General features: G+C 73.0%; 14 protein-coding genes. 9 read left to right on the top strand and 5 right to left on the bottom strand.

Going from position 1 to position 14188, the window contains the following annotated elements; genetic code table 11:
• Positions 1-40: 40 nt before the first annotated feature.
• Positions 41-898, bottom strand: coding sequence for an SDR family oxidoreductase (locus tag IEY93_RS26940; RefSeq protein ID WP_189165927.1), 858 nt, complete (start codon positions 896-898; stop codon positions 41-43).
• Between the two features lie 113 nt (positions 899-1011).
• On the opposite strand from IEY93_RS26940, the gene IEY93_RS26935 reads away from it, so the two are divergent.
• From IEY93_RS26935 to IEY93_RS26915, 5 genes are all read left to right on the top strand, one after another.
• Complete coding sequence (locus tag IEY93_RS26935; RefSeq protein ID WP_189165926.1) at positions 1012-1419, top strand: winged helix-turn-helix transcriptional regulator; 408 nt, start codon at positions 1012-1014, stop codon at positions 1417-1419.
• A gap of 35 nt (positions 1420-1454) precedes the next feature.
• Positions 1455-2417, top strand: coding sequence for a PfkB family carbohydrate kinase (locus IEY93_RS26930; protein ID WP_189165925.1), 963 nt, complete (start codon positions 1455-1457; stop codon positions 2415-2417).
• A 193-nt stretch (positions 2418-2610) separates the two neighbouring features.
• The gene (locus tag IEY93_RS26925) at positions 2611-3282 is read left to right on the top strand and encodes a hypothetical protein (protein ID WP_189165924.1); all 672 of its coding nucleotides are present in this window, start codon (positions 2611-2613) and stop codon (positions 3280-3282) included.
• 58 nt (positions 3283-3340) lie between these two features.
• Complete coding sequence (locus IEY93_RS26920) at positions 3341-3946, top strand: helix-turn-helix domain-containing protein (RefSeq protein WP_229691512.1); 606 nt, start codon at positions 3341-3343, stop codon at positions 3944-3946.
• 29 nt (positions 3947-3975) lie between these two features.
• Positions 3976-4719 carry a LysE family translocator gene (locus IEY93_RS26915; RefSeq protein ID WP_189165923.1) on the top strand — a complete coding sequence of 248 codons (744 nt, stop codon included), beginning with the start codon at positions 3976-3978 and terminating at the stop codon, positions 4717-4719.
• Positions 4720-4799: 80 nt separating this feature from the next.
• Here the strand turns inward: IEY93_RS26915 and IEY93_RS26910 are convergent, their stop codons facing one another.
• A complete protein-coding gene (locus tag IEY93_RS26910; protein WP_189165922.1) occupies positions 4800-5261 on the bottom strand; it encodes a hypothetical protein in 462 nt (153 codons plus the stop codon).
• A 101-nt stretch (positions 5262-5362) separates the two neighbouring features.
• Between IEY93_RS26910 and IEY93_RS26905 the strand changes: the two genes are divergently transcribed.
• From IEY93_RS26905 to IEY93_RS26895, 3 genes are all read left to right on the top strand, one after another.
• Complete coding sequence (locus IEY93_RS26905; RefSeq protein ID WP_189165921.1) at positions 5363-6052, top strand: response regulator transcription factor; 690 nt, start codon at positions 5363-5365, stop codon at positions 6050-6052.
• Positions 6049-7326 (top strand): sensor histidine kinase, encoded by a 1278-nt coding sequence (locus tag IEY93_RS26900; protein WP_189165920.1) that lies wholly within the window; start codon positions 6049-6051, stop codon positions 7324-7326. The genes IEY93_RS26905 and IEY93_RS26900 overlap by 4 nt, the downstream gene beginning before the upstream one ends.
• A gap of 191 nt (positions 7327-7517) precedes the next feature.
• Positions 7518-7955 carry a PepSY domain-containing protein gene (locus tag IEY93_RS26895; RefSeq protein WP_189165919.1) on the top strand — a complete coding sequence of 146 codons (438 nt, stop codon included), beginning with the start codon at positions 7518-7520 and terminating at the stop codon, positions 7953-7955.
• 186 nt (positions 7956-8141) lie between these two features.
• Here IEY93_RS26895 and IEY93_RS26890 read toward each other — a convergent pair whose 3' ends face one another.
• From IEY93_RS26890 to IEY93_RS26880, 3 genes are all read right to left on the bottom strand, one after another.
• The gene (locus IEY93_RS26890) at positions 8142-8774 is read right to left on the bottom strand and encodes an alpha-ketoglutarate-dependent dioxygenase AlkB (RefSeq protein ID WP_189165918.1); all 633 of its coding nucleotides are present in this window, start codon (positions 8772-8774) and stop codon (positions 8142-8144) included.
• A gap of 126 nt (positions 8775-8900) precedes the next feature.
• Positions 8901-9647: a 4'-phosphopantetheinyl transferase family protein gene (locus IEY93_RS26885; RefSeq protein WP_189165917.1), complete on the bottom strand. Its 747-nt coding sequence runs from the start codon at positions 9645-9647 to the stop codon at positions 8901-8903.
• A gap of 573 nt (positions 9648-10220) precedes the next feature.
• Positions 10221-13226: an AfsR/SARP family transcriptional regulator gene (locus IEY93_RS26880; RefSeq protein WP_189165916.1), complete on the bottom strand. Its 3006-nt coding sequence runs from the start codon at positions 13224-13226 to the stop codon at positions 10221-10223.
• 864 nt (positions 13227-14090) lie between these two features.
• Between IEY93_RS26880 and IEY93_RS26875 the strand changes: the two genes are divergently transcribed.
• On the top strand, positions 14091-14188 hold a 98-nt coding region (locus IEY93_RS26875; protein WP_189165915.1), incomplete at its 3' end, for an S-adenosylmethionine synthetase N-terminal domain-containing protein.

The following is a 14188-nucleotide window of genomic DNA, read 5'->3' as shown; positions in this document are numbered from 1 at the left end:
GACGTACCCGGCGCCGGCTCGCCTCTCGCTCCGGGATGGGTCAGGACTTGCCCAGGACGGCGGCCACGGTGTCGCGCAGGGGAGTGGCCGGACGGCCGATGAGCGCACGCAGGTCGCCCGGGGTGTCGGCGAGCTCGCCGCCGGCGACCGCGGCGTCGCAGCCGGCGATCACGGCGGCCGCCCCGGCCGGCAGCCCGGCGTTCACCAGGGCCTGCTCGTAGGCTTCCAGCGGCAGGTCCTGGTAGGCGACCTGCCGTCCGGCGGCCGCGGCGACCTCGGCCGCGAGATCGGCCATGGTCCAGGCGGCGTCGCCGGACAGCTCGTAGACCTTGTTCTCGTGGCCCTCGCCGGTCAGGACGGCCACCGCGGCGGCGGCGTAGTCGGCCCGCGTGGCGCTCGCGACGCGGCCCTCGCCGGCACTGCCGTAGATCGTGCCCTGCGCGGCGCCCTGGGTGATCGCCGCCTCGTAGTTCTCGGTGTACCACCCGTTGCGCAGGAACGTGTACGGCAGGCCCGAGGCGGCGATGTGCTTCTCGGTGGCCCTGTGGTCGGGTGCGACCGGGGTGGTGGAGACGTCGGCGTGCAGCACGCTCGTGTACGAGATGCGCGCCACCCCCGCCGCCGCTGCCGCGTCCACGACGGCGGTGTGCTGGGGCACGCGGGAGCCGACCTCGTCCGCCGAGATCAGCAGCACCACGTCCCCGGCGCCGAAGGCGTCCTTCAGCGTCTCGGGCCGGTCGTAGTCCACCTCGCGGACCCGCACGCCGCGCCCGGCGAGGTCGGCCGCCTTCCCGGGGTTGCGGACCGCCGCCACGATCTCGCCCGCGGGCAGCCGTTCCAGCAGGCCCTGCACGACGAGACGGCCGAGTTGCCCGGTCGCACCGGTCACCACGATCATGCCCACTCCTCTGCCCGCGCATTGTGTATTCAGTAGCACTAACTCAGAGAAAGTACCATCTTTTCGATGAGTACAGTCCAGATGGTGGTATGAAGGAGGCGTATTCTTGCGCCATGGAAGAGCAGGCTATCGCCGAGCGTGACGAGCACGAGCAGATCGTCTTCGATGTCTTCGCGCGCGGCTGCCCGTCCCGGGAGGCCATGGAGCACATCACCGGCCGCTGGGGCATCCTCGCCCTGCTCGCGCTCGGAGAGGAGGCCTACCGTTTCAACGCGCTGCGCCGCAGGGTCGACGGAGTGAGCGAGAAGATGCTCGCCCAGACCCTGCAGGCACTCGAACGGGACGGCCTGGTGCACCGCGAGGCCCAGCACACCATCCCGCCCCGGGTCGAATACAGCCTCACCCCGCTCGGCCGCGAGGCCGCCCGCCGCCTGCTCGGCCTGATCGAATGGCTCGAAGGTGAGATGCCGCAGGTCCTGGCCGCCCGCGAGCACTACGACCGGCGCAGGTCCCTCGCCTGACCGCTCCACGAGGCGGGGCTGCACGGAGGTTGCCGATGACCAAGCCGGTCGCGTTGTTCGCCGGGCTGTGCACGCTGGACCTGGTGCAGTCGGTGGAGCGGATGCCCTCCGCCAACGAGAAGATCACCGCGCTGGGGCAGACGGTGGCCGCCGGTGGACCCGCCACCAACGCGGCCGTCGCGTTCTCCTTCCTGGGCGGGGACGCCACGCTGGTCAGCGCGGTGGGCGCCCACTCGCTCGCGGCCGGCGTCCGCGCCGACCTGGCCGGCCACGGCGTACGGCTGGTGGACCTCGCCGCCGGCGCCCCCGTGCCGCCCGCCATGTCCACGATCATGGTCACCCGGGGGAGCGGCGACCGCGCCGTGGTCTCGGTCAACGCCGCCGGACGGAGCCTGTCACCCCCGGCCGGGCTCGCCGCACTGGTGGAGGCGAGCCAGGCGGTCCACCTGGACGGGCACCATCCCGCCCTCGCCCTCGCGGCGGCCCGGCTCGCACGCGAGCGGGGCCGCCTGACCCTGCTGGACGGCGGGAGCTGGAAACCCGGCACCGCCGAACTGCTTCCGTACATCGACGTCGCCGTGGCCTCGGCCGACTTCCGCCCGCCCGGCACCCGCACGCCAGAGGAGGTCCTCGCCGACCTGCGGGCGGCGGGCGTGCCGTGGGCGGCGGTCAGCCGCGGCCCCGAGCCGGTGCTGTGGCGCGCGCCGGGGGAAGGCGACCGGGTGCGATCCTGCCCCGTCCCGCCGGTCGAGGTCGTGGACACCCTCGGCGCCGGGGACATCCTGCACGGGGCGCTGGCCTTCGCCCTGTGCCGCGCCCTGGCCGCCCCGGGGCGGTCCTTCGAGCGGGGCACCGTGGCAGGGCAGGCGGACCGGCTCACCCCGGACGGCTTCGCCGCCGCGCTGGCCTTCGCCGTCGCGGTCGCCTCGGCGTCCTGCGCTTCGTTCGGCACCCGCGCCTGGACGCAGGCGGGCCCCGCGGCCGTCGCCCCCTCCTGACGGCCGCCGCTCCACGCGGCGCCGCGCCGCCAGGGTGCCGACGGCCACTCCCGTCCGAGAGACGCGGAACGGTCACCTCCCCGCGACGGAGGACAGGGAGAACGGCGCCCGGCACGGCCGAAGGTAAAGGCTGCGGCAACCGGGCGCCTAATGCGGGCGTCGGGCGGGCCGGGTGCGAGAAGGTGGCGGCGTGATGCGACGCGCCGGTCTGCTGATGATGCCCGGGCTCGCGCTGGTGGCGGGCTGCGGCACCGGGGTGACACTCGCCGGGGTCCACTTCGACGATCTCAGGGCGCAGGGGGTGTCCCCCGAGCTGGTCTACGTGGTCGACCTCCCGGGGTACGAGCCCGCCCAGGAGACCGTCAGCGTGTACAACGACGAGGGTTTCCAGGCGTACTACATCTCCCCGGAGGGCGAGCGGGTGTGGTTCGGCGTGGACCGGAGCTCGTTCAGCGACGAACTGTGCCGCCACTGGCCGGTCCACGACACCGCCCCGCCCGCCTCCCGCCGGCCCGGCCTCCACCCGCCCGAGGCCCGGCCCGCGGCCGTACCGGGCCCGGCCCGGCCCGGTACGGCCGGCACCCTCGCCGGCGGCGTCCCGGAGGACGGGGAACCCGGCATGGCGGCCGAGGGAATGTCGCCCGGTTCGCCGGACGCCGAGCCACCCGGGGCGCAGGTGGCGTGCGAACACGACGAGGTCGGCTGGTACCGCGTCAACGGTGACCGGCACGAGTACGCCCTGCTGGAGGACGACCATCTGCTCCGGCTCGGCGGCCGGCGGGGCGAGGTGACCCGCAGGACCCTGCGCGACGCCATAGCCACCGCCCGCCACGCCGGCTGGTCCACCGCCCCCACCCCACCCTGACCCGGCCACCGCCCGCCTTGCGCGTTCGGTATATTGAACGTATGGTTCAACGAAACGGGTGCACTCGGACGATGGCTGGGCGGGGTTGGTGCGGGTGAGCGGGGAGCGGCGGGGGGCGGGGGGCGCGACTGCGGCGGCGGTGGGTGCGCAGGTGCGGCAGCGGCGGCTGCAACGCGGCATGTCGGCGGCCGAGCTGGCCCGCCGGGCGGGGCTGAGCAAGGCGACGCTGTCGGGGCTGGAGGCCGGCACCGGCAACCCGACGATCGAGACGCTGGACGCGATCGCCCTCGCGCTGCACATCCCGCTGACCGACCTGCTCGCCCGGGACACCGACGCCGGTCCCGTCCACGTCCTGGCCACCGAGCCCGAGCGGGACGGGCCGACGCGCGAGCTGCTGCGCCGGGTGGGCGGTGGGCACACCCTGGAGCTGTGGCGGCTGCGCGTGCCGCCGCATACCAGCCTGGACGGCCTGCCGCACGCACCCGGCACCGTCGAGCACCTTGTCGTCGGCTCCGGCGCGCTCACCGCCGGGCCGGGCGACGACCTGCGGGAACTGCGCCACGGCGACCTGCTCGCCTTCGCCGGCGATCGCCCGCACCTGTACCGCACCGGCGAGGAGGCGGCCGACATCACCGTCGTCATCGCCTCGCCGGTGGTCGGCTGAACTCCCTGCGACGAAAGGACCGCCTGGCCATGTCATGGTTCGCACTGCTTCCCCTGCTCGGGATCTGGACCCTCGCGGTGATCAGCCCGGGGCCGGACTTCGTGATCACTCTGAGGTACGCGGCCGGCCGGTCGTGGCGCAGCGGCCTGCGGGTGGCCGCCGGCGTCACCACCGGCATCGCCGTGTGGGCGCTCGCCGCGCTGTTCGGGCTGACCGTCGTGATCGAACGCTACGAGTGGCTGTACACGGCCGGCCGGGTCGCGGGAGCGCTGTTCCTCGTCGCGCTGGGCGTGGCGACCATCCGCGCCGCCCGCCGGGCTGCTCCCGCCGACACCCATGGGCCCGCTACACGGGCCGGCGCCGGAGCGGACGCTGCCGCCGTGGCGGAGTCCCCGAGGGGCTCCGCCGGACCCGATGCGCTGCCGGACGAGGGCGCCGCAGCGGGGGAGGGCTTCGGCCGCGCCGGCGGCACGGGGCCCGGGAGCGGATTCAGGGAATGGCGGGTCGGGTTGTTCACCAACCTGGCCAACCCCAAGGCACTGGCGTTCTTCGGCGCGCTGTTCGCGAGCCTGCTGCCGCACGGGGCCGGCCTCGCCGCGCGGGCCGCGACGCTGGCGACCATGGTCGCCATCGCCTTCGCCTGGTTCGGCATCGTGTCGGTGCTGGCCGCGACCCCGGTCATCACCCGCCTCTACCGGCGGGCCCGCAGGAGGCTCGACATCATCACCGGAGCGATCTTCATCGGCATGGGCGGCCTGCTCATCCCACGGTGACCGGCCCGCCGTCTCACGCTTCGTGGCGGGCGGGACGCCGGAACTCCGGCGGCCGGGGGCACGGCTCGCGCGGTGCCGCTCTAGTCCCGTTCGACTCTGGTGGTGACCGACGGGAGGTCCGCCGCGCAGGTGATCCGCACTTCGATCTTGGTGTTCTCCGACTCGAACTCCACGGAGACGAGGTGGCCGGACCGGTCCTCGACATCGTCGACCTGGTATCCCTGGGCGGGGCTCCAGGCCTGGAGGGTGGGGCGGCCGGCGACGCACGCCGCGACGACGGTGCCGCCCTGGGTGGTGAAGACGCGGCCGGACCGTGCGGTCGCCGAGGGCGAGGCGGAGCCTTCCGGGGACGTGGTCGCCGGGGGCACGGGGGCTGCCGTCGCCGTGGCGAGGGCCTGGGTGAGCTGGGCGGCGGACATGGGGGAGACGACCGGTTCGCTGAGGCCCTGGCCGAGGAGCGCGATGGCCCAGGTGGTGGTGCCGGTGGTGAAGGTGGCGGCGGCGAGCCAGCCGAGGGTCGCCAGCAGTGGACCTCGTTTCACTCTGTCAGAGTGCCATGGACAGTCCTAAATCTGGCCTAACGCCACCTCAACGGAGATACGGCCCGGCATCGGGCGCCCGGAACCCCCTTACTGTTGAGGCGATGGCACAACTACTGCTGGTCGAGGACGACGCCGCGGTGCGGTCCGCGCTCATGCGGGCCCTGGGCGAGCGCGGGCACGGGGTGACGTCGGCCGTCACCGGCATGGCGGGCCTGCGGATGGCCGTGGACGAGCGGCCTGATCTGGTGATCCTGGACCTCGGGCTGCCGGACGTCGACGGGTACGAGGTCATCCGCATGTTGCGCGCGGTCAGTGCCGTGCCGCTGATCGTGGCGACGGCGCGGGACGACGAGCGGGAGATCGCACGAGTGCTGGACGCCGGAGCGGACGACTACGTCGTCAAGCCGTTCGGGGCCGTCCAACTGGACGCGAGGATCCGTGCGGTGCTGCGGCGGCTCCAGAGCGAAGACGCCGACGGGGCGCGATCGTTCACCGTGGGGGAGCTGCGCATCGACCCGCGCTCCCGTGAGGTGACGCTGGCGGGACGGGTGCTGGACCTGCGGCCCAAGGAGTTCGACCTGCTGCACTACCTCGCGGCGCGGCCCGACCAGGTGGTCGGCAAGCGCGAACTGATGACCGAGGTGTGGCGGATGCCGTACGGCGGCGCGGACAAGACCGTGGACGTCCACCTGTCCTGGCTGCGCAACAAGCTCGGCGAGTCGGCGCAGGAGCCCCGGTACATCCGCGCCGTGCGCGGGGTCGGTGTCAAGCTGGTGGACCCGGGAGCATGAGACGGCGTCTGCTGGTGCTGGTCGGCTCCATGGTGTCGCTCGCGCTGGTGGCCTTCGTGGTGCCGCTCGCGGTGCTCGCGCAGATGCTGGCCGCCGACCGTGCCACCGCGGACGCTCTGGTGCGTGCCCAGTCACTGGTCCCCGTGGCGTCGGTCGGCACGCCGGAGGCGCTGGGGCTGGCCGTGCAGCAGGCCAACAGCGCCGGCGGCCACCCCCTCACGGTGTTCCTCTCCGGCGGGGCGGCCCTCGGGGCGCCGGCCGAACGGTCGGACGCGGTACGGCTGGCCTTCACCGGGCGCAGCCTCACCGCGCGGGCGGACGGCGGCCGTGAGATCGTCGTCGCCGTCACCGGTCGTTCCTCGGGAGCGGCCGTCATCCGCACGTTCGTCTCCGACGCCGAGCTCACCCGGGGAGTACGGCGGGCGTGGCTGATCCTCGCGCTCGTCGGCGTCGGGGTGCTGGTCGTCAGCCTGATGGTCGCCGACCGGCTCGCCCGGTCGCAGATCCGCCTCATCACCGGCGTGGCCGGTGTCTCCCACCGCCTGGCCGCCGGTGACCTCACCGCGCGCGCCCCCGCCGAGGGGCCGAAAGAGCTACGCCAGGTGGCGGGCGCGCTCAACCATCTCGCCCGCCGCATCACGGTCCTGCTGGCTCAGGAACGGGAGGCGGTGGCCGACCTGTCGCACCAGTTGCGCACCCCGCTCACCGTGCTGCGGCTGGAGGCCGAGGCACTGCCGCAGAGCGAGCAGGCCGCCCGGGTGGGCGCGGCCGTGGACGCGATGGAACGCATGGTCACCCAGGTGATCCGGGATGCCCGGCGATCCCGGCAGGACGAGCCCGGCGAATGTGACGCCGCGCAGGTCGTCGCGGCCCGCGTCCACCACTGGTCGATGCTCGCGCGCGACCAGGACCGCCCGGTCACCCGCGATCTGGCCGATCCTCCCCTGGCCGTCGGTGTCGGCGAGGAGCCGCTCACGGCCTGCGTGGACGCGCTGCTGGAGAACGTCTTCGCGCACACCCCCGAGGCGACCGGATTCACCGTGAGCCTGTCACCCCGGCACGGAGGCGGCGCGGTGCTCACGGTCACCGACGGTGGGCCGGGCTTCGCACACGCCGCCGCGGTGGAGCGCGGAGTGAGCGGCGGTTCCTCCACCGGACTCGGCCTCGACATCGTGCGCCGCACCGCCGAACGCTCCGGCGGCTCGGCGTCCTTCGGCGCCGGCCCGGACGGTGGCACCCGCGTCGTGGTGGAGTTCGGGCCGCGCCCGGCCTGACCACCCGTCCGGGCCGTCGTTCCTCCCCGCGGTCGCCGGAAGCCGAGGCGTGCCGGCCGGCCTCCGTCAGTGGACCGGCGTCCCCGGAGCCGCGTTAACCCCGCGTTAGGAACACTGCAGCCTCCCGCTATCGATGATCGGCGCAGGCTTGGACCCGTCAAGCAGAGCACATCGTTCGGACGGAGTCTCCGATGAACAGGTCCAAGATCATTGCCGGTCTCGCCACCGCGACCCTGCTCGTGGTGGGCGGCGGAACCGCACTCGCGGCGGCCGACCTCAGCCCGTCCCCCGCGGCCTCGCCCACCGAGGACCGGCCGGCCGCGCAGGTCACCCCGACCGCCTCGGCCTCGCCGCAGGACGGCCCCGCCGCCGCTCCCAAGATCGCCCGGGAGGAGGCGGAGCGTACGGCGCTCGGCAAGGTGTCCGGGGGCCGGGTGACCTCCACCGAGCTGGAGACCGAGCACGGGCGGCAGGTCTGGGACGTCGAGGTGGACGCCTCCGACGGCACCGAGCACGAATTCGACATCGACGCCACGACCGGCGCGGTGGCCTCCCACGAGGTGGACGACGACGACCACAGCGGGACGGGCGGCGCCGACCGTGACGACGACGGCGAGTCCGACGACTGACACCTCGCGGCACCGGCGGCTCCCCATCTGGGGAGCCGCCCGCGTTGAGGCAGGGGAAGCGCTCCGGACGTCTCGCGGCGGGCCGGCGCGCACACCCCAGGCCGTGCGTAGGGCACGCCTCCGCGAGGTGAGCGGCAGTACGTCCACGGGCGAGGCGCAGAACCCGCGCGGGGGCCGTGGGCAGGGTCAGCGGACGCCGCGGGGGCGGAACTGGATGCTGATGCGCGGGCCGGTGGGGCGGCTGGTCTTGGGGATGGCGTGCTCCCAGGTGCGCTGGCAACTGCCGCCCATCACGATGAGGTCGCCGTGGCCGAGATCGTGGCGCAACGTCGGCCCTCCGCCGCCGTTCGGCCGCAGCAGCAGGCTGCGCGGCGTGCCGACCGAGACGATCGCCACCATGGTGTCCTCGCTGTTCCCCCGGCCGGTGCGGTCGCCGTGCCAGGCCACGCTGTCGCGGCCGTCGCGGTAGAAGCACAGGCCGGCCGTCCGGAACGGCTCGCCGAGCTCGCCCGCGTAGTGGCGGTTCAGGATGCGCCTGGCCTCCTCCAGCAGCGGATCGGGCAGCGGCTCGTCCTCGTCGTAGAACTTGAGCAACCGCGGGACGTCGACCACCCGGTCGTACATGTGCCGCCGCTCGGCCCGCCACGGCACCGTCCTCGCCAGCCGCTCGAAGAGCGCGTCCGCACCGGTGAGCCAGCCCGGCCGCAGATCGAGCCACGCGCCGTGCGCGAGAGGCGTGCGCCGCACCGTCGCACCCAGCGGGCCGGGGCCGGTCTCCTCGCCCATGTCGAGCAGCGAAGCCTGGAACGCTGTGTCCATACTCGCAGTGTATGCCACGTTTTCAAACGTACATTCGAGCGGTCGCTTCCTGGAGTGGCGACCAGGTTCGCCGCACACCATCCCGCCGCCGGCGGCGGGAGAAACCCGCCGGACGGCGTGGGGCGGTCATGAGGAGCGGCTGTAGGTGGGGTGCTGGACGCGGCCGTAGACGGGGGAGCGGCGCACGCCCGCACCGGTGGACGTGGCGGCGCGTCCAGGGGCGGGCAGGACGACGGCGGTCAGCACCAGCCCGGCGTCCGAGACCCACCGGCCGGAGAAGGCGGTGATCCGCTGGCCGCGCACCCGGGGGCCGCCGACCCGCAGCCACGCGGTGAACTCGCCGCCCGCCGGATCGACGTTGACCAGGATGTCCTGGAAGTCCAGCCAGCGCTTGGCCAGCGGGAACCATGCCTTGAACACCGACTCCTTGGCGCTGAAGAGCATGCGGTCCCACTGCACACGCGGGTGCCGGGCGGCGAGCTTGGCCAGGCTCTCGCGCTCCTCCGGCAGCGAGACGGCGTCCAGGACACCGGGCACCAGCGGCTCGTTCGGCTCGGCGTCGATGCCGATCGCCGTGACCTTGGAGGCGGTGGCGACCACGGCGCCCCGGTAGCCGGCGCAGTGGGTGATGCTGCCGACCACGCCGGTGGGCCACTGCGGCTCGCCGCGCAGTCCTGGCAGCACCGGGCCGGGGCGCACGCCGAGCTTGCGCAACGCGTCGTGGGCGCACACCCGGGCCGTGCCGAACTCCTGCCGCCGCCGCTCGTCGGCATGAGCGATGACCTGCTCTTCCTCCGGGAAGAGCATCGGGTCCGGCGGATCGGTGAACATGTCGACGGCCACGACGAAGTCGGGCAGGATGGACTTGATCATGATCCCTCGCGAGGCGGCAGGGGGCTTCGGGCGAGCGGGGTCGCACCGGCCGGCAGAGGATGGACGGGTCTGGACGGGGTGCCGATGCGCGCGGGTCCGCCGCCGGACACCCGGGAAGACGGGCATGCGGCGGTTCGCTCCCTGGTGGAAACGGCGATATCGGAAACGCCGCCCCCCGGGGACCTTTCGTACCTCACTCGCATGGCGATCACACGCCAAGCGTATCGACGCCACCGTTCGACGAGGCGTCAACCGAAATCTTTCTCGGGACCGCGCGGCACCGGGCTAGGGCAGCAGCGGGAAGGGTAAGGGTGAGCGCAGGGGCGGGCCGCGATAAATGGCGTGCCGGGCTCCCGCCGTGGTCAGCGGCCCGGCCATGACCTTCCCCCGCGCATTTCCGGAGTAATCGCGGCGGGCAGGCGCGCCCGAGCCGCTAATTCGGTCTTCCGGCGAGGAGAACGGCTCTTTGCGAGATGCGCGCCGCATTCATGCGTGCCGGGGCGGCGAAAGTTGGAAAGGAATGACCCGGGCGAGCCCTATCGGCGCGCCGTCGCGTCACCCTTCCCCGGCGGGTCAGCCTACCAGTTCGCCGGTCTCGCCCATGCGTCCCGCGTCGCCCGCGAGCATGCCGCGTGCCTCGGTCAGCAGGGCGAGCGCACGTGCCTCGAGGGTCGGGGTGTCGATCGCCTGGAAGATCCTCAGCGCCTGCTCGAAGCACGACACGGCGTGGCGGGCGTCCCCACGGGTGACGGCGAGCTCGCCGAGCCCGAGCAGCGCCCGGCCCTCGGCGAAGTGGTCGCCGCCCAGGCCGGACAGCCGCGCCGACTCGGTGAGCGCCTCCTCCGCCAGCGCGGTCTCGCCCTGGCGCAGCCGGGCGACGCCGAGCCCGCTGAGGATGTGCGCCTCACCGGCCTCGTCGCTGATGCCGCGGACCATCTCCAGCGCCGTCTGGAACACCTGGGTGGCCAGGACGAGCTCGTTCCACGCCAGGTAGGTGTGGCCCATCCGGTACAGCACCTGGGCCTCGACCCGTCTGCTGCCGCCCTTGCGGCTGAGCTCCAGGGCCTCCGCCAGCAGGTTGCTCGCCCCCTCAGGGTCGGAGGCGTCCAGCCGCAGCTGCGCCATGTTGTGCAGCATGTACGCGCACGACACGTGGTCGCCGGTGCTGGTGAAGATCTCGAGCGCCCGGCGGTACTGCTCCGCCGCGTCCTCCACATGGCCGCTCATGCGCGCCAGGAAGGCGAGGTTGCCCATTACCAGGGCGGCGCCGCGGTCGTCGCCGATCTCGGTGAACAGGCGGAACGCCTCGTCGAAGTCGCCCCGGGCCTGCGGATAGCGGTTCTCGGCGATGCGCAGCGAGCCTCGCGAGTACAGCATCGCGGCCTGGCCGCGCACGTCGGACGCCTGCCGGGTGGCCGCCAGCGCGACCTCGTGCGTCTCGCGCCAGTCGTCCAGGTAGACCCGCGACTCGAACAGGGTCACCGCGGCGAACGCCAGGTCCCACGACATCGCCGCGAATCCCGCGTGCGCCGCCTGGCGGATGCCGGACACCAGCAACGGGCGCTCGCGTTCCAGCCACGCGAAGGGGTCGGCGACCAGTTCGCCGGTCAGCCGTTCGGGCAGCGGCCAGCGAGGGGCGTCGCTGCGGATGCGGGCATAGTCGGCGCCGTAGGCGCTGCGGTGGGCGGACTCGGCCAGGAACAGCAGGGCGCCGAGCACCCGTTCGAGGCCGGCCTTGCGCTGGACGGGGGACTCCTCGGCCACCAGCCGCTCGCGGGCGAACATGCGCACCAGGTCGTGCAGACGGTAGGCGCTGTGCACGCCGTGGCCGCCGGCGGCCTCGATCAGGTGGGCGTCGGCGAGTTCGTCCAAGAGGTCCTCGGCGTCGTAGAACGACACGTCCATGAGCGCGGCGCCCGCCCAGGCCGCGAAGATCCCGCCGTCGAGGATGGCGAGGCGCCGGAACAGCCTTCTGGCGTCCTCGCCGACGCTCTCGTAGGTCAGCGAGAGGCTGGCCCGGATGCCCATGTCGCCGTGGTTGAGCTCGTCCAGCCGCCGTGTCTCGTCCGTCAGGCGGTTCACGAGCTGATCGATGCTCCAGTGCGGGCGGGCCGCTAATCGCGCCCCGGCGATGCGCAGCGCCAGCGGCAGGTGCCCGCACAGCTCGGCCAGTGCCTTGGCGGCCTCGATCTCGGCCTGCACCCGCTCGGTGCCGGCGATGCGCTCCAGCAGCTCGATCGACTGGTCGGTGTCGAAGACGCCGACGTCGATGTGGATCGCGCCGGGCAGCCCGGCCAGCCGGCTGCGGCTGGTGATGATCACCGCGGAGGTCTTGGTGCCGGGCAGGAGCGGCTGGACCTGGCTCTCGCTGGCCGCGTCGTCCAGGACGATCAGCGCTTTGCGGTCGGCGAGCAGCGCGCGGTACATCTCGGCGCGCTCCTCCAGGCCCTCGGGCATGTCGCCGCCGGGGACGCCGAGCGCGCGCAGGAAGCGCTCCAGCACGTGCATCGCGCTGACCTGCCGGGCCGCCCCACCGTGCAGGTCGGCGAACAGCCGGCCGTCCGGATAGCGCTCGGCGACGGTGTGCGCGGCGTGCACCGCGACGGTGGTCTTGCCGATGCCGCCCTTGCCCGCCACGATGACGACCGGTACGGCGAACCGGCCCGGGTCCTCGTCGGCCAGCGCGAGCTCGCGCTCGATCGCGTCGATCTGCTTGGTGCGGCCGGTGAAGTCGGCGATCGCCCGGGGCAGCAGGAACGGCACGGGGACCACGGACGGGGCCGGCGCGGCGGGCGCGTCGACGGTGGTCTTCGGCGTCCTGCCGGGCGGGTCGAGGCTCGCGTCCGCGGTGAGGATGGCGTGTTCGAGGCGCTGGAGCTGCTCGTTGGGCTCGATGCCCAGCTCCTCGATCATCGTCTCGCGGGCCAGGCGGTACACCTGGAGCGCCTCGGCCCTGCGGTCGCAGCGGTACAGCGCCAGCATGAGCTGGCCGCGCAGCCGCTCGCGCAGCGGGTAGTGCTCGACCAGCCGGGTCAGCTCGCCGATCAGCTCCTGATGGCGGCCGAGGTCGAGCTCCAGCTGGACGCAGTCCTCATTGGTGGTCATCCGCTCTTCGGTGAGCCGGCTCGCCGCCGACTGCACCGGTCTGCTGTCGATGCACTCCAATGCCTCCGCGCCGCGCCACAGTGCCAGCGCCTCGCGGTACGCCTGGACGGCCTGGTCGAGATCGCCGGCGTCGCGGACCCGGCGGGCCTTCAGGGTCAGCGCCTCGAACCGCTGGGCGTCGAGCCGGCCCTCCTCGACCCGGATCATGTAGCCGCGCGACTGGGTCGAGATGATGTCGCCTTGTCCGTGCGCGGCGAACGTGCGCCGCAGGGACGAGATGCAGATCTGCACCTGTGCCCGCGCGGTGGGCGGCAGGTCGATGCCGTAGATCGCCTCGGCGAGGCGGTCGACGGTCACCACGCGGTTGGCGTCGAGCAGGAGGTTGGCCAGGGTGATGCGCTGTCGCGTCCCTCCGATGTCCACCCGTGCGGTGCCCGCGACCACCTCGAGCGGCCCCAGGATGCGGAACTCCACCAGTGACTCCTTGCCGGAAGACCCGCGGGACCCCCGTAAGTCTTCGTGCTACTGCGTCCTCGCCGTGACCATTATCGGCCCGCCGGTGGGGCGAGAAGGTCACTCGGCCTCAACAGGACCGCGTGCGCGGCATACGGTGGCGGTCGCCCCTCCCCTCGGCCCACACCACTTGTCTCGCATGGTACAACTCGACGGCCGGGACAACTAGGGCGAATTCCTGATGGAAAAGGCATCGGTGAACACGCATATCAACCGGACAATATTTTGTTCAGGGGGTCTGCGCGTCGGTGCCGCCGCGCGCCGGCCGATCACCGGCTCGCGGCCGCCGGGTGACGGCGGCGTGCCGCATGCGGCGTGCCAAGGGCGCGTCCGCCCGTGGCGGCGGGGTGGTAATAGCGCGATCAAGGGCGCTGAATGGCATACGCCCAAGATGGCCCGCCCTGCCGCCCGCGCCTTTCAGGGGTCTTCGGGGTAGGCCGGATAACGCCGCTATTCCGCGGATCGGGTGGTAGGGGTCACCCTGGGGTTTCACCGGGGTTCGGCGCCGGTCTAGCATCGAATCAATCGAGCTTGGCAAGGAATTTGAGCCGCATGAAGAGGTGATGTCTCTGGTCGCTGGTTTCCTTCGCGGTAAGTCCCCACGCGGGCAAGGGCCATCGCGCGAGCGCCATTCGCACGGTGGCCCTTGCTTTTGGTAATCGAATATCCATGATCAGGCTCGGCGCCGCCGCGCGGCGGCATTTTCTCCCGGCATCGGCCGGGCACGCGATGCCCGCCGGCGTCCAATGTCCGCGCCCCGGTTCGAGCCGAGTTCGAGCCCGCGGCGCGAGATCCCTCTCGCGCCAAGATTCCCGAGGAGTGAAGATGTCCCGCCGCCTGTTCACCTCCGAGTCGGTCACCGAGGGTCACCCGGACAAGATCGCCGACCAGATCAGCGACGCCGTCCTCGACGCCATGCTCAA

Origin of the sequence: Sphaerisporangium melleum, from assembly GCF_014646695.1 — a bacterium.
Classification (GTDB): domain Bacteria; phylum Actinomycetota; class Actinomycetes; order Streptosporangiales; family Streptosporangiaceae; genus Sphaerisporangium; species Sphaerisporangium melleum.
The sequence above is the reverse complement of the archived record's forward strand: the minus strand, read 5'-3'. Positions and strand labels throughout refer to the sequence as shown.